Here is a 20,762-nt window from a genome sequence, read left to right as displayed (position 1 = left end):
TAGAGGGTCGGTTCAAAATGCTTTCTTTTTCGGATTCTTTCTTTTAAATACGTTGCTTAGACAATTTTTTATTAAAAGCCGGTTAATACAACATCCATAAAGCAAGGCCGATATCTTTTGACCTCAAATTAACTTGTGGTTTTGGTAAATTATAATGGATTGTAAGATCAACAAAATAAAAGTCGGCCTACAATAATAGCAATACTTCAATAGTTGTATGCACGTTTAATAGTTGAACAAATAAATTTTATTTTTAACACTTTTATGGGCACCTCCTCTGGGTGTAATACCTAGTGGGCTGCCAACAATTGTTCAGGTGGTTTTGCTACTAAGTTGAAAGTATATTTTTTCCGAACATCTAATGGGCTGGCCCCTAGGTTGTTCGACCTCAAACTGGAAGGGCAGGAAACATTTAAAAATAGGAGGTTTGCCAATGTTGTTCCATTTGATAATAAAGAATTCAGATTTATGACCAAAAAAAATGCCGAGCAGCAACGTCTTGCCGTTGGGGACAATTACAAGAATTGGAAACGATGGGGACCTTATCTGGCGGATCGCCAGTGGGGTACGGTTCGTGAGGATTACAGCGTAAACGGACAGGCATGGAATTTTGTAGATCATGACAAAGCCCGTAGCAATGCCTACAGATGGGGCGAGGAAGGCATCGGCGGATTCTGCGATTCCAGGGAAATCCTCTGTTTGGCACCGGCGTTTTGGAACGGAAAGGATGCGATACTCAAGGAACGACTCTTCGGTCTCACCAATGGTGAAGGAAATCATGGAGAGGATGTAAAGGAGCTGTACTTTCATCAAGTGTCAACCCCAACACATTCCTATAATAAATTCTTGTACAAATATCCTCAAAAAAAGTTCCCATATTCCGATTTGGTAAAGAAAAATAGGGCCAGAAGCAGGGAAGAAGCGGAGTATGAGATTCTGGATACCAAGGCCTTTAGGAACAATACCTACTTTGATTGCTTTATTGAATATGCCAAGGCAGATGTGGGCGATATCCTAATGAAGGTTACCGTAGTGAACAGGGCATCCAAAAAGGCATCCATCCATGTTTTGCCACATTTGTGGTTCCGTAATTTTTGGAAGCACAACAAGCGGTTTGAAAGACCTAGCATGAAGGCTATTTCGGAAGATTGCGTAATGTCCAGAAGCGTCAGGAACGGCCGTTATTATCTGTACCATGAAAAGGGAAATCAGCTTTTTTGCGATAATGAGACCAACAACAAGCGCATTTATAACGTGGACAACGAGGTTCCCTATGTAAAGGATGGCATTAACAACCACGTTGTAAACGGCATGGATACCGTAAATCCGGATAAAACAGGTTCCAAGTTTGCTGTTTGGCATAAATTGACCTTACGGGCCGGTGAGGAAAAAACGGTTAGGATTCGTTTGAGCAAAGGAAAATTGGACGACCCATGGTCTGGATTCGATGCTATTTTCCAAAACCGGATGCAGGAATGCGATGAATTTTACAACGATATTCTTGCCGATAGGAATTTGCCCAAGGAACATCGGGAAATCGTGGAGAAGGCATTTTCTGGCTTGTTATGGACCAAGCAGTTCTATTATTACGATGTTTATAAATGGCTTTTTGGTGGTCCTGGCGAACCAAAACCTTACAGGGAAAGCCCCCGAAATTTCAGTTGGCAGCATTTGACCAACAGACATGTCATTTCCATGCCCGATAAATGGGAGTACCCGTGGTACGCTGTATGGGACTTGGCCTTTCACATGGCCTCTTTCGTTGAGATTGACCCATATTTTGCCAAGGAACAGCTTATATTGATGTTACGCGAAAGTTACATGCACCCAAATGGGCAGATACCCGCTTATGAATGGAATTTTAGCGATGTGAATCCGCCCGTACATTCTTGGGCCGTTTGGAACGTCTACGAAAAGGACAAACAAAAGACCGGCACTGGCGATATCCATTTTTTGGAAAAGGCCTTTCAGAAGTTGTTGATCAATTTCACTTGGTGGGTCAATCAAAAGGATAAAAGCGGAACGGACCTTTTCGAGGGCGGTTTTTTGGGCCTGGACAACATTGGTGTCTTTGACCGCAACCACATGCCACCGGGAATTACCAGAATGCAGCAAGCCGATGCGACCAGCTGGATGGCCATGTTCACCCTGAACATGCTGCGAATGAGCTTGGAGCTTTCCAAAAGCAACAAATCCTATGAAGACCTGGTTGCCAAGTTCTTTAGGCATTTTTTGAATATTGCCTGGGCCATGCACCACATCGGTAAAAAGGATATTTCCCTTTGGGACGATGAGGATAACTTTTACTATGACGTAGTGGAGATGGATAGCGGTATGACCAATCGGCTGAAAGTCAGGTCACTGGTGGGTATAATTCCATTGTTCGCAGTTGAGATCATCCACAAGGACCTTTTTGAGGAACTTAAGGAATTTAGGCGAAGGGCCGCGGATATCGTTAGGACAAGGCCAGATTTGGCATCCCTTATCTCCAATATTGAGGAAACAAATGCCGATGGCAATTACCTGTTCTCCATCATGCGCGGATTTCGTCTGGAGCGTTTGTTGAGGCGTATGTTGGATGAGGATGAATTTTTATCGGATTATGGCATTAGGTCCCTTTCAAAATACCATGAGGAGCATCCGTTCGTATTCAAACATCACGGGCATCATCAAATTCAGTATGAATCCGGGGAAAGCCGCTCCAACATGTTTGGCGGTAATTCCAACTGGCGCGGACCAATATGGTTGCCGCTGAATTATATGATCATACAATCCTTACGGAAATACTATCTATTTTACGGAGACACCTATCAGTATGAATTTCCATTCGGTTCCGGTAGGAAGCTCAATTTGAAGCAAATTGCCAATGAACTGAGCAAAAGGCTATTGAAGCTCTTTGAACGCAATGAGGACGGAAAGTTCCAATATCATTCAGACGATGAAAACAAGTTCTTTACCAATGACCCTCATTTTAGGGACCATCATTTGTTCTATGAGTTTTTTGATGGCGACCATGGAAAAGGCTTGGGAGCGTCACACCAAACAGGTTGGACGGCATTGATCGCCAATTTGATTTTGGAGATGGATTAGGTTCCTTGGTTTTTTAAACCGGTACTGGTTTAGAGGTAGATGGATATTTTTAAAAAATCATCTTTTTGAGGCAATTCGATCTTCGAATTTGGATTATATTCATTCCAATTATTTAGATAAGAGATGGATCTGAAGGATGGCGTAAAAACCTCGGAAAATAAAGTTTCATCAGAGGCTCGTAAATTGAGTGCCTTTGTTCGTGACCGTTCCAAATCGCTCGTAGATCGATTGGAGTGTTATGAGGATATAATCAGTCTGGAGATAGGGGATACGGGGCTCAGCAGGGCAAAAACCTTGGAGCGGGAGTTTGACCTTAGGCAACTTTACATCAAATATGAGGGCGATAATCCAACGGGAACCCAAAAGGATCGGATAGCCTTTGCGCAGTTGTACGATGCCCTCAGAAGGGAATATGATACCGTCTCCTTGGCCACCTGTGGCAATTACGGCGTTGCCGTGGCCCTTGCGGCGAATTTGGCTGGGGTACGCTGTAAAATATACATTCCGGAAACCTATCATACCGATCGCATCACGGAGATGGAGCAGCTGAATGCGGAAATCATCAGATTGCCGGGAAGTTATGAGGACGTGGTTATGGAAAGTTCCAAACTTGCCGAAAAGAACGACTGGTACGATGCCAATCCTGGAGGTTCTAATACGCCTTTGCAAATTACCGCGTATTCACAATTGGCCTTGGAAATTTTTGAGGATTTGGGTGACGCTCCCAAATATTGCGCGGTTCCCGTATCGAATGGAACGCTGATTGCGGGTATTTTCAGGGGCTTTGTAACGTTATATAAACGAGGGAAGACTTCTAGGATTCCCAAAATGATAGCGGCTTCCTCTGCCAATAAAAACCCCATAGTGTATTCATTTTTACAAGGAATGGATCATTGTAAAGATTTAAAACCGGATATGATAAAGGAAACCAAACTCAACGAACCTTTGATAAATTGGCATAGCTTTGACGGTGAAGAGGCACTTTATGCCATAAAGGAGTCCAACGGAGAGGCTTTTAACATAAGTGATAAGAAATTGCGTGGTATGACTACCCTTTTGAACAAAAAGGAGGGGTACAAGGTTCTACCTGCCGCGACCGCCGGATTGATAGCCCTATTGGAACTTAATGAAAGAATGAATTTTGATGCGGACCGTTTTGTGGCCGTACTCACTGCAAAAAACTAATTTTGATATGAAGAGAATAATAGATGGAAAGGCCTTGGTTTATTGCCAGGGCGCCTTCAATACGCCAAATGGAAAAACGGCACACGGATTGGTGAGGTTTACGGAACGCTATGAGATTTTAGGGGTGCTGGATTCTAATTATGCCGGGCAGGATGCTGGACACGTGTTGGATGGCAGACCTAACGGAATACCCATTTTTAGGGATTTGCAGGAAGCCATTGCAAATCTGGATGTTACTCCGGAATATTTGGTGGTTGGATTGGCCCCGGATGGTGGCCGATTACCAGTAGAGGCGAAAGGAAGTATAAAATTGGCCCTGGAGCAAGGGATGAACGTCGATAGTGGTCTGCACGATTTTTTAACAAATGATTCCGAGTTGGTTGCGCTTGCCAAAGAAAAGAATGTAACCATTCGGGATATACGAAAGACCCCGGACAGGGATAAACTGCATTTTTTTACGGGCGATATCGAAAAGGTGGATTGTCTTAAATTGGCCATTTTAGGAACGGATTCCGCTTTGGGAAAACGGACCACCGCTTGGATATTGGTACATGCGCTCCGCGAAGCGGGAAAAAAGGCCGAAATGATCGGAACGGGCCAGACCGCTTGGATGCAGGGAGCCAAATACAGTATGGTCATGGATAGTTGTATCAATGATTTTGTTTCCGGGGAAATAGAATATGCGGTGGTCAGTGCCTGGAAAAATGAACATCCGGATGTTATAGTCATTGAAGGACAAGGGAGTTTAATGAATCCCGCGTACCCCGGTGGTTTTGAAATTTTGGCAGCCGGCCGGCCGGATTATGTCATTCTGCAACATGCTCCCAAAAGACTGGAGTACGACGGATTTCCAGGATACCGTCTTCATTCCTTGGAAGAGCAGATCAACGCAATACAGGTAATTTCTGGAAGGGAGGTCATTGCCATTACGGTAAACCATGAAGGAATGGAAAAGAATGAAATACCAGAGGTCTGTAAACGTATCACATTGGAAACAAAGTTACCGGCGTTCGATGTATTGGAGTACGGCGCGAAGGAATTGGTAGACTTGGTAAGGGGTAAATTACAATGAAGATTACCAAGGTTAGCTATGAGCGATTGGACCTGGAACTTGCAGTTTCCTATACCATTGCCTACCAAAGGATTGATGCGACCACCAATTTCATACTAAAACTAGAAACCGATGGTAATTGGGTAGGTTATGGATGTTCCGTACCAGATATGGAGGTAACCCATGAAACTCCTGAGGACGTTCAAAATGCCTTGGACTCTATCATCATACCGTACCTAAAAAACAAAGATCCGTTTACCTTCGCCCTAATACTTTCCGAATTACGAACACTTTTAGGTAAAAAATCGAGTTGCTTGGCCATGGTAGATCTTGCACTATATGACTTAGTGTCCAAAAAGGCTCAGGTTCCATTGTTCAAGTTTTTGGGAGGCTATAGGTCGAGCATACCCACCAGTATAACCATTGGAATCCTGAATATGGGGGAGACCGTTCGACAGGCCTACGAATATACGGCTATGGGCTTCTCGATCCTAAAAATTAAGGGCGGCTTAAATCTCGAGGAGGATATCGCCAAGATGATCCGCTTACATGAGGCATTCCCCCATGTTAAGTTTCGGTTTGACGGTAATCAGGGGTACACCGTACAGGAGTCCATCGCCTTCGTAAGGGCAACGTCGACCATTGGCATCGAAATTTTTGAGCAACCTACCAAACAGGAATCGGACGAACACTTAGGGGAGGTCACCGGGCAGGTGGATATTCCCGTTATGGCCGATGAAAGCCTAAAAACCTTGACCGATGCTTTTCGGTTGGCGCAGAATGAACGGGTGGATATGGTGAACATCAAACTTCAAAAAGTAGGCGGAATTCTTACCGCCAACCATATCAGTTCTGTTGCAAAGGCGGCCAAATTGGAGACCATGGTAGGATGTATCGATGAATGCGGATTGGGTATTTCGGCCGGACTGCATTTCGCCCTATCAAGACCTAATATTGTATATGCCGATCTGGATGGCCATCTAGACTTGGTGGGGGATCCTTTTAAAAATATTTTTCGGTTGGAAAAGGGCGTTCTTTATCCAACGGAAAGGTATGGATTGGGATATTCGGAATAATTCACGGAAATATTAGACCGCCTTTTGGACCACTTCAAAAACTTTATTCGCGTCGCACTTTATGGTTTTTGATGGATATTTGAGAATCAGTGCATAATCATGGGTCGCCATCAAGATGGTGCGTCCAGATTTGTTTATTTCTTGAAGTACCTTCATTACTTCCACGCTGGTTTGGGGATCCAGGTTTCCGGTAGGTTCATCCGCCAAAATGAGTTCTGGGTCGTTCAAAAGTGCCCTGGCAATGGCAACGCGCTGCTGTTCCCCGCCCGATAGCTCATGCGGAAACTTGAAGCCTTTGGTCTTCATGCCCACCTTCTCCAAAACCTCCACCACCCGGGCGTCCATTTTGGCCTGGTCCTTCCACCCGGTTGCCTTTAGAACGAACAGCATGTTTTGGTTGATGTTCCTATCCGGCAGGAGCTTAAAGTCCTGAAAAACGATTCCCAGTTTCCTTCGTAGGAAAGGAATATCATTTTCCTTAAGTGTCTTTAAATTAAAATCCACGATTTTTCCCTCTCCTTTTTGCAAGGGAAGGTCTCCATAAAGGGTTTTCATAAAACTACTTTTGCCACTGCCCGTCTTCCCGATGAGGTATACAAATTCCCCTTTTGCTACATGGATATTTACTTCGCTTAGCACCAGACTTTCCTTTTGGAAAATGGATGCATCCTTTAACTCTAAAACCGTCTCTTCCATAAATGCTCTGTTAATATAAAAGTAATAAGTTCCTTTTGATAACGGCGTACCCTAAAACAAATTCTTTTCTTTTGTAGGCACAACCCACATACTTAGGTACAATATTTGCCGTTATCCTTTGTGATACTTCGGTAATTCAAAATAGTAATAGAACACTATGTTTCATAAAATCACCGCTTTTCTTCCATTGGCCATGGGAGTTATTTGGATGGGAACCGCCCAGGAATCCAAAATCTACACACACGAAAACAAGGACTTTCAAGACGCCTTAACGCTTTATAACAATGAACAGTTTCAGGCGGCCCAAACCATATTCGAAAAAGTAAAATCAACGACCAAGGACGAGGAGATTGCCGCCAATAGTGCCTACTATGCGGCCAATGCTGCGGTTCGATTGAACCAGCCCGGCGCGGACCGAATGATGGAGGAGTTCGTAGAAAACTATCCAACCTCCACCAAAACAAATTCCGCCTATGCAGATGTAGCGGAATACTATTTTGATACGGGAAAGTATCCATATGCCCTTAAATGGTACAACAGGGTAGATCAAAGCGCCTTGTCGCGGGGCGAAATGGACAAATTCAACTTTAACTACGGATATTCACTCTTTTCCTCAAGTAAGCCAAAGGAAGCGGAGCGTTATTTGGAAAAGGTTACCACCTCCCTGGTATATGGTTCCCAAGCCAAATATTATTTGGGATACATTTCCTATCAACAGGACGACTACGAGGCCGCCAATGAGCGCTTTGACCAGATTACGGACCAGAACGTTCTCGAGGAGAAATTGAGTTATTATCAAGCCGATATGAACTTTAAACTTGGTAAGTTCGAGGAAGCGATCGCTTTGGCCAAGAAGCAACTTCCAAAATCGGACAGAACGGAAGTATCGGAACTCAATAAAATCATCGGGGAGAGTTATTTTAACCTCGGTCAATATGAAAATGCCATCCCCTATTTGAAGGAATACAAAGGCAAGCGTGGCAAATGGAACAATACGGATTATTACCAATTGGGATACTGCTATTACAAACAGGGCGACTATGCCAATGCCATTGCCCAGTTCAACAAGATTATTGGCGGTACGAACAGTGTTTCCCAAAATGCCTACTACCATTTGGCGGAGTGCTATTTGAAACAGGACCAAAAACAGGAAGCGTTGAACGCATTTAGGAATGCCTCTCAAATGGATTTTAATCCAGATATAAAGAAGGATGCCTTTCTCAATTATGCGCGATTGAGCTATGAAGTGGGGAATGCCTACGAGCCTGTACCACAGGTAATAACGAACTATCTGGATGCCTATCCCAACGACGAAAACAAGGAGGAGATGCAGACCTTGTTGGTGGACTCCTTCATTACATCCAAAAATTTTGCGGGGGCGATGGAACTGTTGGAGAGGAACCAAAATTATGCCACCAAGGAAACCTATCAAAAGGTGGCCTACTACCGGGGTCTGGAATTGTACTTGGAAGGGGATTACAATGCGGCATCGGAAGTTTTGGGAAAATCCTTGGGCAGTGCCATCAATGACTCCTTTAGGGCGCGTGCAACGTATTGGAAGGCGGAAGCGGATTATCTGCTAAATCGGTTTGATGCCGCTGCGTTAGGGTTCAGGGACTTCAAACAAAACCCTGCTTCCAGAAATGTAAATGAAGGAAATGACGTGGATTATGATTTGGCTTATGCATATTTTAAACAAAAGGACTACACCAATGCCATTACTTATTTCAGTGCTTTCACAGATGCCCAAAAGGACGATGTTGAGAAGTTGCATGACGGTTATCTGCGATTGGGCGACAGTTATTTTGCGACCAGTAAATACTGGCCGGCCATAGAGACCTACAATAAGGCCTTGGCCTTGACCGGACCTGAAAAGGACTATGCCGCATATCAAAAGGCCATGAGCTATGGTTTTGTTGATAGGACAGAAAGTAAAATTGAAAACCTCGAGAGTTTCGTGGCACAGTACCCAAGGTCAACATTTAAGGACGATGCCCTGTTTGAACTCGGTAATACCTATGTATCCGCAGGGCAAGAGAACAAGGGGCTCCAAGCCTATGACCGATTGATCAATGATTTTAGGGGAAGTTCCCTTGTGCCACAGGCCCTTATGAGGCAGGGGCTCGTCTTTTACAATTCCGGAAGGAACAATGAGGCACTGGGCAAGTTCAAAACCGTTGTTAGGGATTTTCCCAATACCCAGGAAGCCATTCAGGCAGTATCAACTGCAAAATTGGTTTATGTGGATATGGGCAGGGTGGATGAGTACGCAAGTTGGGTAAACGGACTGGATTTTGTAGAAGTGACCGATGCTGAACTGGACAATGCCACTTTTGAATCGGCCCAAAAACAGAATTTGGAGGGCAAGACCGATGCCGCAATTCGCGCCTATAAAAAATATATCCAGGAATTCCCCAACGGACTCCATGCCTTGGACGCAAATTTCAGTTTGGCACAGCTGTATTTTGGTGCCGGGGATAAGGATGCCGCTTTGCCTTATTACAAATATGTGGCCGATAAGACCACCAGCGAATATGCGGAGCAGGCCTTGACTAGGGTCTGCGAGGTATACATCGGAAAAGATGAATATGCTACCGCGCTTCCCTATCTCTTGAAATTGGAGGACCAGGCCAACATCCAACAGAACAGGACCTTTGCCCAGTCCAACTTGATGAAAGGGTACTACGAGCAAAAAAACTACCCAAAAACCTTGGAGTATGCGGATAAGGTTTTAGCTACCGCTAGTATTGATGACCGTATCAAAAGCGACGCCCAGATAATGATCGCACGCTCCGCCATAGCTACCGGTAACGAATCCAAGGCGAAATCGGCCTACGCACAAGTTTTGACCATTGCATCCGGGGCAACCGCCGCCGAGGCATTGTACTACGATGCCTACTTTAAGAACAAGGAGGGGGATTATGAATCGTCCAACATCTCCGTGCAGAAATTGGCAAAGGATTACGCCACTTATAAAGAGTGGGGCGGAAAAGGGCTGGTCTTGATGGCCAAAAACTTTTACGCTTTGAGCGACTCGTATCAGGCGACCTATATTTTGGACAGTGTGATATCCAATTTTAGTCAATATCCAGAAATTGTGGCCGAAGCCCAAGGAGAATTGGCCATCATAAAATCCAAGGAATCCCAGCGCAATTCTTCCGTAGATCCAAATCAAGAGTAAACCAGCATAGCAATAGAACACGTATGTACAAAAGCATCAAAATAGGAATAGGATTGGTAATATTGATGGTGGCCCCTTGGGCCACTGCACAAGAAGAAACTGAGGATTTAGGTACGGAAACCGTTACGGTGACCAAGGCCTATACCCCTACGGTCTCAGATGCCTTCAAAATAAAGTCTATGCCCAATCTAAACGATTCCATCGTTTTGCAGAAAAAGAAAATCAACTACAGCATTTTTTCCGTTCCGGTGGCCTCCACCTTTACACCATCCAAGGGAACCGCTTCACGGGTTGAAAGAATTCCACCGCCGGTACTGTTCAACACATATGCTTCTGCCGGGGTTGGCAATTACGGGAATGCAACGGCAGAATTCTATACGACCCGCGAAGTAGATCGGGACGCGACTTTCGACTTGGGTTTTAACCACAATTCTTCCAGGGGTGCCATAGAAGGCGTGCAGCTCGACAATATTTTTGCAGATAGCCGTTTGGACGCATCCTTTAAAAAGCGGGACCGCGATTTTGATTGGGGTACCAATGTTGCTTTCCAGCACCAATTATACAATTGGTATGGGCTCCCAGAAGGTGTTTATGACCAGGCTACGATTAATGGAATCAATGAGCGTCAAAACTATTACATGGGAGAAGTTGGCGGTCATCTAAATGTTGAGGAATCCTTTTTTAAGCGTTTGGATTTGAAATATCGAAGATTCTGGGATGCGGTAAAATCCGGAGAGAACAGGGCTATTTTGAATACCTCCTTTGAGGCGCCGCTTAATGAAGAGGCATTTGCCATAGGGGTAAAAGTGGATTATGTAGCAGGAAATTTTGAAAACGCCAGTGTCAATAGCCCCACCAACGACCAAGGGATTTCCTATAGCCATCTACAGGTAGGTATTAGTCCGGGCCTCATTATGCGAAGGGACGATCTTTCATTGAATTTGGGCGTGAATTTGGTATACGGGATGAACCTTGAGGCCAGTGAGGGCAATTTTTATATCTATCCCGCCGTAAGGGCTTCATATCGATTGTTGGATGAGACCGTTATTGCCTATGGAGGCGTGGAAGGGGAGTTGCGGCAAAACTCCTACTATGATTTTGTAGAAGAGAATACCTTTGTCTCGCCTACGTTGACCATTGCGCCAACAGATAGTCAGTACAATGCGTACATTGGATTGCGGGGACAGTTGTTACCTAATTTGAGCTACAATATCAAAGGTTCGTACACGGCCGAAAATAATACACCCTTATTCAAGCTAAATCCCCAGAACAATTTTAGGGACGATGAGAAGGGGTATTATTTTGGTAACTCTTTTGAGGTTTTCTATGATGACATAAAAACTATTGGGCTTTTTGGGGAGTTGAATGTGGACGTAAACCGAAATTTTACCTTGGGCATCAATGCCGAAGTGTATGATTACAATACGGAAACGGACAACCCTGCCTGGAACCTGCCTAATTTAAAGGGCTCCCTGTTTATGGACTATCAGATTGGCGAAAAATGGTTCGCCGGCGCCAATTTGTTCTATGTAGGGGAAAGGGAGGATTTTTCAACGGTAGTGGTGCAAAATGCTCCCGTATCCGATTTTCCTGCAACCTTGATCAATTTGGATAGCTTTTTTGATGCCAATGCTCATTTAGGATATAGGTTAGACAATCAATTATCCATCTTTTTGAAGGCGGCAAACATTGCCAACAACAACTACCAGCGATGGGCAAATTATCCCGTTCAAGGCTTGCAGGTTTTGGCAGGTGCTACCTATAAGTTCGATTTGTAAAGGGAATCCCGTATAAATAACCCCCTTATTTTTTAAATTAGGGGAGTGGTGCGTCCTTTAAATCCATATTGGCGGTGTATCGTTCCAATTTTCGTTCTGATTATCGGGTGGTGCGGGTTGTATGGGCAAAATCTGGTAAAAAATCCCAGTTTTGAGGAGTTTGTGAACTGTCCCAAAAAGTTGGGAAATCTTGAGGAGGATTTGGTCCATTGGAACATTCCAACCTTGGGATCCACAGATTATTTTCACGCCTGTAGTCAGGCCATGGGAACCCCTAAAAATTTTAACGGGGAACAACCGGCCGAATTTGGAGATGGTTATGTTGGGCTCTATCTCTATGCCCCGGATGACTATAGGGAATATTTGCAGGCCACCCTCACCAAAACACTCAAAAAGGATGAAATCTACACGCTTTCATTTTATGTAAGTTTGGCGGAACGGTCGGATTTTGCTATTAAGGAATTCGGGATTCTCCTCTCTGAAAACCCACTAAAGGTAGCAACGACCAAAGTACTTTCCAGGATGCACCTGTCCAAAGTGCCCGGGGATGTTTCAAATACCTTTGAGATCAGGTATTCCGATTTCTATTCCGATGATGCTGCTTGGGTGAAGGTGGAAAAGAAGTTTGTGGCGAACGGAACGGAGAACTATCTGATTATAGGGAATTTCAAGGACAATAAAAGGACACAGACCTTTAAGACCAAGCGCAGGGCAACAGAGGGTTCGTATTATTATTTGGATATGATCTCTTTGGTGGGTTCCGGGAGCGAATCCAAAGGGGGAAACCGTACGGTAGCAGGAAATTCGCGGCACTATAGTACAAACGAGGTACACAGGTTCAACAACCTACTTTTTGAATTTGACAGTTTTGATATTTCCGATGATGCCATAGCTGAGTTGATGCAGATCGTATCCTATTTGAATTCAAATCCCACGGTGTCGATTTCGATTATGGGCCATACCGATGCCATTGGGACAGCAGCCTATAACCAGTTTCTTTCAAAAAAGAGGGCTTCGGCCGTTGCACAATTTCTAATGCAACATGGCATAGCAGCCAATAGAATAGATTATGATGGTTTTGGTAGTTCCCGGCCGATAGGGACCAACAATACGAGCTCGGGCCGTCATGAAAACCGCAGGGTGGAATTTGTGTTTACGAAAAACAATTAATAATCGGAATAGTCGGTAGGATATAAAAGCCAGATATCTGCCTTGTTCACATTGTTTTTGTATTTTTCCTCCCCTATAAGCTCCTGCCACTTATCCGATACCACAAAGGCTTTCCAAAGGGCGTCCCTTTTTTCCATATTTTCATAAGTGGTCATGTACATGAGGTTGGGCATACGGTCTCCCGAAAGTACTTCGCCATAAAAAACGGCATTGGCTTCCAGGCTTTCGAACAATTCAACCTCCTCGCCTTCGTTGAACATGGACACTTTGTTTATGTAAAAGGCCTCGGTAGGGGACTCATAACTTCGCAGTTCATAGACCCTGTCCTTGCGCGGGGACCCTATCGGGCTCGGTTTCATTTTCGGCATTTTTGAGAAGGCCCGCATCAAGGTGGAACTGATACGTTCATAGGGAGGGTTGTCATGTGTTGCCGTGATATAGTCCTCACCGGCGGCTAGATGGGTTTTGTCCACGGCCAGGGAAGCTTCCATTTTCACAAATTCGTCCACGGAGGAAAATGGGATAAGCACAAAGATTTTATCGGCCTTAACGAATTTTCCAGGTCGGATTTTGAAAACCCCTATATTCCCAAAGCCCATCCTCTTTAAAGCCGGTAGATAGGCCTTTTCGAGATAATCATCCACCCTTTTTTCCTGGGCCTCGTTCTTAATGGTATATGTTTTCAGTTCGTAGTACTCCTGTTTTTGGACCTGTGCAAAAACATTTGCAATACTTATAAAAAAAAGAAAAAGGATAATGCGAATCGATGTGATTTTATTGTTCGTTGCCATGCTTTGGTTTGTTAATTTCAGGGTTTAAGTTACTAATTCTATTTAGTTTCGATGTAGGTTCCGATAAATTTTGGTAGTTTGGAATCTATATATCTAAGATGTCCAAAAGCGCACCCATTCTTTTTATAGTTTTTGTCTTTTGTTGGGGACGTATTTTTTCCCAACAAGTGGATCTTCATATATCGGACAAAAATGCTGTATTCTTGGAAGGAAAGGACAGTGTACTCGTCTATCAAAAAGAGCCAAAATCCTTGAATGGAAGCTATGAAAGGGCCAATTACATACATCCCTTATTTTCTTTGGACGGTGTTTCTATTACAGAAGATTTCCCGGAGGACCATTTGCACCATAGGGGCATTTTTTGGGCGTGGCATCAGTTGTATATCAACCGGAAAAGAATAGGTGACGGTTGGGAAGTAAAGGATTTTGAATGGAATGTAATCAATACATCCGAAACTGCGGTACGCAATGGGGCAATCACACTAAAAAATGAGGTGCTTTGGGAATCGGAGGTGTATCTTGACCAAGATGGTGCCAAAATACCGTTTGTATCGGAAACAAATTGGATAACGGTCTATCCCAGAAAAGGCAATTATAGGGTGGTGGATATTAAGATTCAACTGTATCCGTTGTTCGATTCTATTTCTATTGGTGGCTCAGAGGATGAAAAGGGATATGGGGGATTTTCGGCAAGGGTACGATTATCGGAGGATGTGATGTTTAAGGATTCCGAAGGAAAAATAACCCCGGAAAACACGCCGGTTCCGGGTAAGAACTGGATAAACATCCTTAGCAGGGTCGGTAAAGATAAAACACCGTATGGTTTAACGATCATTCCTTCAAAGGACAATCTCCCTCATCCAAATCCGTGGATTCTGCGTTCCCAGAATAGCATGCAGAACGCAGTGTATCCATTTCCTGGGGCCAACCCCGTACCCTTATCGCGAGAAAGCCCCCTTGTTTTGAAATATAGGTTGGTCGTTCATGATGGTTTTATTCAAACTACAACCTTATTCGATTTACAAAAGGAATATTATAAATTATCGGAATAGCATTACAATTTAATATCCGTCCATTGTTCAAATAGGGAGAAAACCCTGTAACTTTACGCAAAACAACACAAATGGACTTAAACTTGGCCGTGCTTATCGATGGTGATAATATACCCGCCGGGTATGTTAAGGAAATGATGGAGGAAATCGCAAAATATGGAAACCCTACCATCAAGCGTATTTATGGGGATTGGACCAACCCAAGATTGGGAAAGTGGAAAAACCTGCTTTTGGAAAATGCCATCACGCCAGTACAACAGTACGGATATACGCAAGGTAAAAATGCTACGGATTCTGCCATGATCATCGATGCCATGGATATTTTGTATTCCGGGAAAGTGAACGGTTTTTGTTTGGTAAGCAGTGACAGCGATTTTACACGATTGGCCACCCGACTTCGGGAAGCCGGTATGCAGGTTTTTGGTATCGGTGAGCGAAAGACGCCAAACCCGTTCATTGTAGCTTGTGACCGTTTTATCTATCTGGAAATCCTCAAGAGTGAGTCGGATGATTCTACATCGGCCAAAAACAGTTCAAAAACGGAAAAGAGCAATGTTGACAAAATTACACCCAAGGACCTTCGGTTCATAGCGACAACGATTGATGATGTTGCGGACGACGACGGCTGGGCATTCTTGGGCGATGTTGGAAGTTTGCTCCAGAAAAAGCAGCCAAATTTTGATTCAAGAAACTATGGCTTTCAAAAGCTGACCCCTTTGATCAACTCCATACCACATTTTGAAATTGAGCGGCGTGAGGATTCCAAGGGTAGGAACAAGCTCATTTATGTGCGGATAAAGGAAAAGAAACATAAAAAATCGAAATAGAGCTATAGCATCCTAAAAACCATTGACCATGAATTGCAAAGGATTAATTGTAGCAATAATACTATTGCTTGGAGCCTGTACACCAGAGCGTAAAACTACAAAAGAGGATACCGGGAACATAGATAGTCTTTTTGTTGCTTTTTACGATTTTCAAAAAGAAATTAATCCCATAGAGGCCACAAAGGCGGGGATTGATACCTACAATGATACCATTGTCAATTATATCTCAGACAGCCATCAGGAATATCTCAGAAAGTCCTATATCTCGTTTTTGTCCGAACTGGAAAAGTATCCTATGTCCGAGCTCACCAAGGAAGATGCCTTGAGTGCCCGGGTCCTGGAATGGGACTGCCGGATGAAATTGGAAGGGCTGAACAACTCCTTGGTAACCATGGCATCTCCCATTTACAACCTCCCCAGTTTTGAACTTATGCCCTTGTTCCAAGTACAGTCGCTCCATCTATATGTGGCCCAATTGGCCGGGGGTGCCAGTGTACAGCCCTTCGCCACTAAAGAGGATTATGAAAATTGGTTACACAGATTGGAAGACTACCTTCAGTTTTTGGATACATGTATGGAACATATGCGGGAAGGAATGAAAAAGGAAATCGTTTTACCCAAGGTCCTAACATTAAAAATGCTACCGCAGATTAAGGCATTCATAGATATTCCCCTGGAGGAAAATCTTTTTTATCAGCCAGTGCTCCACTTTCCGGAAGCGATTCAGGAAGATGTTAGGGTAGGCTTGAAAGCCGATTATGAGAGAATAATTACCCAAGAAATCCTTCCCATGTACGAAGAATTGTATCAATTTTTGGAACAGGAATATCTTCCTGTCTGTAGGGAAACGGATGGACTGTCCGCCTTACCAAATGGGCGTGGGACCTATGATTATTTGATCCGTTTGCATACGACCACGAAGATGACTGCAGAAGAAATCCATGCCTTGGGTAAGCAAGAAGTAGAACGCATCACAGGCGAAATGGAAAAAGTTAAGGAAGATTTGGGGTTTGAAGGCGAATTAAATGATTTTTTCAATATGGTTCGAACCAAGAAAGAACTAATGCCATTCGAAAATCCAGAGGAGGTAATAGCGCATTTCAATGGGATACGTGAGCGGTTAAGCCTACGATTGGATAGTGTGTTCAATCTTCGTCCAAAGGCTGATTTTATAGTAAAACGTACTGAAGCCTTCAGGGAGGCATCGGCCAGTGCTGAATACGTTCCGGGTTCTAAGGATGCCAAAAGGCCAGGAACCTTTTATGTTCCAATCCCCGATGTCAAAAGCTACAATGTGGTTCACGATGAGGCCTTGTTCCTGCATGAGGCCATACCAGGTCATCATTATCAGTTGAGCCTACAACAGGAGAATAAAAAGCTACCCGAATTTCTACATCCTGAAAGTATGGGTGTTTTTGTGGAAGGGTGGGCCCTGTATGCGGAATCCCTTGGAAAGGAACTGGGCCTTTATGAAGACCCCTATCAATATTTTGGCATGCTCAGTATGGAAATGCACCGCGCCATTCGGTTGGTAGTAGACACTGGAATACACGCAATGGGCTGGACCCGTGAAGAGGCCATAGCGTATTCTTTGGCCCATGAAGCAGAGTCCGAGGAAGGTATAATAGCCGAAGTGGAACGATATATGGCCACACCCGGTCAGGCGCTCTCCTATAAAATGGGTCAACTAAAAATATTGGAATTACGGAATAAGGCCAAAATGGAACTGGGTCCAAAATTTGATTTACGGGAGTTCCATAATCAAGTATTGGGCTCCGGAAGTTTACCTTTAATGCTCTTAGAGGAGAAAATAAATTCTTGGATTGCGAGTTATAAGTAGAAACCTTATCCAAATATTTTGAGGGGGATTCCTATTTTAGTATTGCTTTCGTTAGTGTTTTTCACAGGAACCGCCCAAGACGGGTTCATAAACACTGCAAATGATAAAACTTTAGAATCCATAGACCTTGTAGGTATTTGGAGCTACCGGGTGGCAGGCGTAGATAATGGCTATGAAGAAGGTCTTTTGATAGTTGACAAAATGGAAGACGGGTTTACTGTACAGGTGCAATTGCAAAATAGAGGGTCGCTCAATGCATATGATGTTCTGGTAGAAGGTGACAAAATGCAATTTCATGTCAATCTGGATGGTGTGGAGCGGGTTGGTGTGGTGCTAAGGATAAAAGAAAAGGAACTTGAGGGACAGGTCATAACGGAAGAAGGCAGTAGATTCTCCATAAAAGGTGTGAAAAAGTTACCGGAAAATTAAATGGAGATTGAAGGTTATGGCCATTGACTAAAAATTGGAAAATAAAAAACGGACCTAGGTCCGTTTTTTTATTGTAAAAAGTGGTACTACCAAGTGATGGGAACGGCCACTCTAGTTTTGTCCCAACCCATGACCATGTGGGCACCATTGTCCACTTCCTTGAAAGCGATGGAAAATTCTTCCAAGCTAGCAGAATCGGAACCGTTGGGGACGGATACTCTAGCAACATCGGCACTGTCATCATAGAAATAGGAACCCCATTGATTTAAATTTTTGTTCAGGATGACAGTCCATTCTTCTTCACCGGGAATTGTGAACAAAGAGTAGGTACCAGCCGCTATGTCCTTACCACCAAAATTTACATCTTGGTAAAAAGTGATTTCCGCGGCTTCATTGGCACCCGTTCTCCAAACTTCCCCGGCAGGGGCCAGTTCCGCCAAGGAACGATTTTTTAGTTGTGGGCGTCCATATATGATGCGCACTACTTTTTCTGATACTTTGTAATCTGTAGGATAAGAAGCCATATCCATGGGGCTTTTGTCCAATCCAGAGAACTTTTGCGCACTTAGGCTGTTTGAAAATCCTAATACGGCAATGAATAGGGATAGGTAAATAACTTTTTTCATGATTGAATTTAATTTAGTGTTCCAAAGCTAAGCAGTTCACCTAGCTAATACTTTTAAAAAGTCGTTAAATTTTAACATACTTACAAAATAGTCGCGTAATTTTCATTTTGTGGGAATATGGTTTTTTTTTTATATAGAATATCTTTTATAGGTTTAAAAATGTAATCATATTTACACAAAGTGTTTTATATTATAAACATGTGGTTCATTTTTGTAACCAAATTATTATAAACAGTAGAATATGTGCGGAATTGTTTGTGCGTTTGATGTCAAGGAAAGTACGGAAGTACTAAGACCTCAATTGCTGGAAATGTCTAAGAAGGTACGACATAGAGGTCCCGATTGGAGCGGTATTTATGCAGATGACAAGGCCATTTTGGCCCATGAGCGTTTAGCTATTGTAGACCCTGCTTCAGGGAAGCAACCTCTAATAAGTGAAGATGGTAAATTGATTTTGGCCGCAAATGGCGAAATATACAACCACCGGGAGTTGCGTAAACAATTTGCAGGTAAATATAATTTTAAGACGGAGTCCGATTGTGAAGTGATTTTGGCACTTTATAAGGAAAAAGGAGCAGACTTCATTGATGAAATGAACGGAATTTTTGGCTTTGCTATTTATGATTCCGAAAAGGACGAATATTTTGTGGCACGGGACCATATGGGAATCATTCCTTTGTATATGGGCTGGGACCAAAACGGCACCTTCTATGTGGCATCTGAGCTTAAGGCCTTGGAGGGTACTTGTACAAAGATAGAACTGTTTCCACCGGGGCATTATTTGCATAGTGCGGACGGGGAATTGAAGCGATGGTACAAAAGGGATTGGATGGAATATGATGCCGTGAAGGAAAACGAAACCAGTATCAAAGCTATAAAAGAGGCCTTGGAAGCCGCGGTACACCGTCAGTTAATGTCCGATGTTCCTTATGGGGTATTGCTTTCTGGCGGACTGGATTCCTCCGTTACTTCGGCCATAGCCAAAAAATATGCCCAGAAGCGAATTGAGTCGGGAGACACGGCAGATGCTTGGTGGCCCCAGCTGCATTCCTTTTCGGTGGGTCTGGAAGGTTCCCCAGATTTGGCCGCCGCCCAAAAGGTTGCGGACCATATCGGCACCGTACATCATGAGATCAAGTTTACCATCCAAGAAGGCTTGGATGCCATCAGAGACGTAATCTATAACCTGGAAACCTATGATATTACAACGATTAGGGCATCAACTCCAATGTACTTGATGGCCCGTGTTATCAAATCGATGGGGATAAAAATGGTGTTGTCTGGAGAAGGTGCGGACGAGCTTTTTGGAGGCTATCTGTATTTCCACAAAGCTCCAAGCCCAAAGGATTTCCATGAAGAGACCGTTCGTAAGCTGGACAAGCTGCATATGTACGATTGCTTAAGGGCCAACAAATCCTTGGCTGCATGGGGCATAGAGGGCCGCGTGCCGTTTTTGGACAAGGAATTTATGGATGTGGCGATGCGTATCAACCCTAAGGACAAAATGATCAACGGGGAGCGCATGGAAAAGTGGGTCGTCCGTAAGGCTTTTGAGGATATGCTGCCGGAAAGTGTGGCCTGGAGGCAAAAAGAGCAATTTTCAGATGGTGTAGGATATAGTTGGATCGATACCCTAAAGGAATTGGTGGCGAACGAGGTAACCGATGACCAATTGGCGAATGCCAAGTTCAGGTTCCCGTTACAAACGCCTACCACGAAGGAGGAATTTTACTATCGCTCCATATTTGAGGAACATTTCCCTTCCGATGCGGCTGCCTTGTGCGTACCTCAGGAACCATCCGTAGCTTGTAGTACCAAAATCGCATTGGAGTGGGACGAGGCGTTTAAGAACATGAATGACCCCTCTGGTCGTGCCGTGTCCAAAGTACATGCTGATGCCTACGTAAAGTAGTTCATTTCACGATAATTCTGTTTACCTGTCTCGGAGAAGAACAGGGCAGTTTTTATTT

The 20,762-nt window shown here is 43.9% G+C and carries 15 protein-coding genes; 12 read left to right on the top strand and 3 right to left on the bottom strand.

The window, feature by feature from the left end; translation table 11 throughout:
• Positions 1–468: 468 nt before the first annotated feature.
• The 4 genes from F0361_RS01645 to F0361_RS01630 all read left to right on the top strand — a co-directional run bounded on the left by F0361_RS01645 (position 469) and on the right by F0361_RS01630 (position 6,402).
• Entirely contained in the window at positions 469–3,090 is a 2,622-nt protein-coding gene (locus F0361_RS01645; protein WP_154916963.1) for an MGH1-like glycoside hydrolase domain-containing protein, read from the top strand.
• Positions 3,091–3,213: 123 nt separating this feature from the next.
• Positions 3,214–4,275: a pyridoxal-phosphate dependent enzyme gene (locus F0361_RS01640; protein ID WP_154916962.1), complete on the top strand. Its 1,062-nt coding sequence runs from the start codon at positions 3,214–3,216 to the stop codon at positions 4,273–4,275.
• Between the two features lie 7 nt (positions 4,276–4,282).
• Positions 4,283–5,347: a DUF1611 domain-containing protein gene (locus tag F0361_RS01635; protein ID WP_154916961.1), complete on the top strand. Its 1,065-nt coding sequence runs from the start codon at positions 4,283–4,285 to the stop codon at positions 5,345–5,347.
• A complete protein-coding gene (locus F0361_RS01630; RefSeq protein WP_138257434.1) occupies positions 5,344–6,402 on the top strand; it encodes a mandelate racemase/muconate lactonizing enzyme family protein in 1,059 nt (352 codons plus the stop codon). Before F0361_RS01635 ends, F0361_RS01630 begins: the two co-directional genes overlap by 4 nt.
• Before the next feature lie 12 nt (positions 6,403–6,414).
• Here the strand turns inward: F0361_RS01630 and F0361_RS01625 are convergent, their stop codons facing one another.
• Positions 6,415–7,098, bottom strand: a complete 684-nt coding sequence (locus F0361_RS01625; RefSeq protein WP_154916960.1) for a cell division ATP-binding protein FtsE — start codon at positions 7,096–7,098, stop codon at positions 6,415–6,417.
• A 157-nt stretch (positions 7,099–7,255) separates the two neighbouring features.
• Between F0361_RS01625 and F0361_RS01620 the strand changes: the two genes are divergently transcribed.
• Genes F0361_RS01620 through F0361_RS01610 form a run of 3 tightly spaced genes read left to right on the top strand, consistent with a single transcriptional unit; the run spans position 7,256 to position 13,227 of the window.
• Positions 7,256–10,279, top strand: a complete 3,024-nt coding sequence (locus tag F0361_RS01620) for a tetratricopeptide repeat protein (protein ID WP_154916959.1) — start codon at positions 7,256–7,258, stop codon at positions 10,277–10,279.
• A 23-nt stretch (positions 10,280–10,302) separates the two neighbouring features.
• Positions 10,303–12,057: a TonB-dependent receptor gene (locus F0361_RS01615; protein ID WP_246160787.1), complete on the top strand. Its 1,755-nt coding sequence runs from the start codon at positions 10,303–10,305 to the stop codon at positions 12,055–12,057.
• A 45-nt stretch (positions 12,058–12,102) separates the two neighbouring features.
• Positions 12,103–13,227 (top strand): OmpA family protein, encoded by a 1,125-nt coding sequence (locus tag F0361_RS01610; RefSeq protein WP_246160786.1) that lies wholly within the window; start codon positions 12,103–12,105, stop codon positions 13,225–13,227.
• Here the strand turns inward: F0361_RS01610 and F0361_RS01605 are convergent.
• A complete protein-coding gene (locus F0361_RS01605; RefSeq protein WP_154916958.1) occupies positions 13,224–14,018 on the bottom strand; it encodes an NIPSNAP family protein in 795 nt (264 codons plus the stop codon). The genes F0361_RS01610 and F0361_RS01605 overlap by 4 nt on opposite strands.
• 98 nt (positions 14,019–14,116) lie before the next feature.
• Between F0361_RS01605 and F0361_RS01600 the strand changes: the two genes are divergently transcribed.
• From F0361_RS01600 to F0361_RS01585, 4 genes are all read left to right on the top strand, one after another.
• Positions 14,117–15,070, top strand: a complete 954-nt coding sequence (locus F0361_RS01600) for a DUF6807 family protein (RefSeq protein WP_154916957.1) — start codon at positions 14,117–14,119, stop codon at positions 15,068–15,070.
• 71 nt (positions 15,071–15,141) lie between these two features.
• Positions 15,142–15,897 carry an NYN domain-containing protein gene (locus F0361_RS01595; RefSeq protein ID WP_154916956.1) on the top strand — a complete coding sequence of 252 codons (756 nt, stop codon included), beginning with the start codon at positions 15,142–15,144 and terminating at the stop codon, positions 15,895–15,897.
• A gap of 28 nt (positions 15,898–15,925) precedes the next feature.
• A complete protein-coding gene (locus F0361_RS01590; protein ID WP_154916955.1) occupies positions 15,926–17,737 on the top strand; it encodes a DUF885 domain-containing protein in 1,812 nt (603 codons plus the stop codon).
• Positions 17,738–17,779: 42 nt separating this feature from the next.
• A complete protein-coding gene (locus F0361_RS01585; RefSeq protein ID WP_211361132.1) occupies positions 17,780–18,166 on the top strand; it encodes a hypothetical protein in 387 nt (128 codons plus the stop codon).
• Positions 18,167–18,252: 86 nt separating this feature from the next.
• Here F0361_RS01585 and F0361_RS01580 read toward each other — a convergent pair whose 3' ends face one another.
• Complete coding sequence (locus F0361_RS01580) at positions 18,253–18,792, bottom strand: DUF2911 domain-containing protein (RefSeq protein WP_154916953.1); 540 nt, start codon at positions 18,790–18,792, stop codon at positions 18,253–18,255.
• A gap of 241 nt (positions 18,793–19,033) precedes the next feature.
• On the opposite strand from F0361_RS01580, the gene asnB reads away from it, so the two are divergent.
• Positions 19,034–20,704 (top strand): asparagine synthase B, encoded by a 1,671-nt coding sequence (gene asnB / locus F0361_RS01575; protein WP_154916952.1) that lies wholly within the window; start codon positions 19,034–19,036, stop codon positions 20,702–20,704.
• The last annotated feature ends 58 nt before the right edge of the window (positions 20,705–20,762 follow it).

Origin of the sequence: Maribacter flavus (assembly GCF_008386635.1) — a bacterium.
Lineage (GTDB): Bacteria > Bacteroidota > Bacteroidia > Flavobacteriales > Flavobacteriaceae > Maribacter > Maribacter flavus.
The sequence above is the reverse complement of the archived record's forward strand: the minus strand, read 5'-3'. Positions and strand labels throughout refer to the sequence as shown.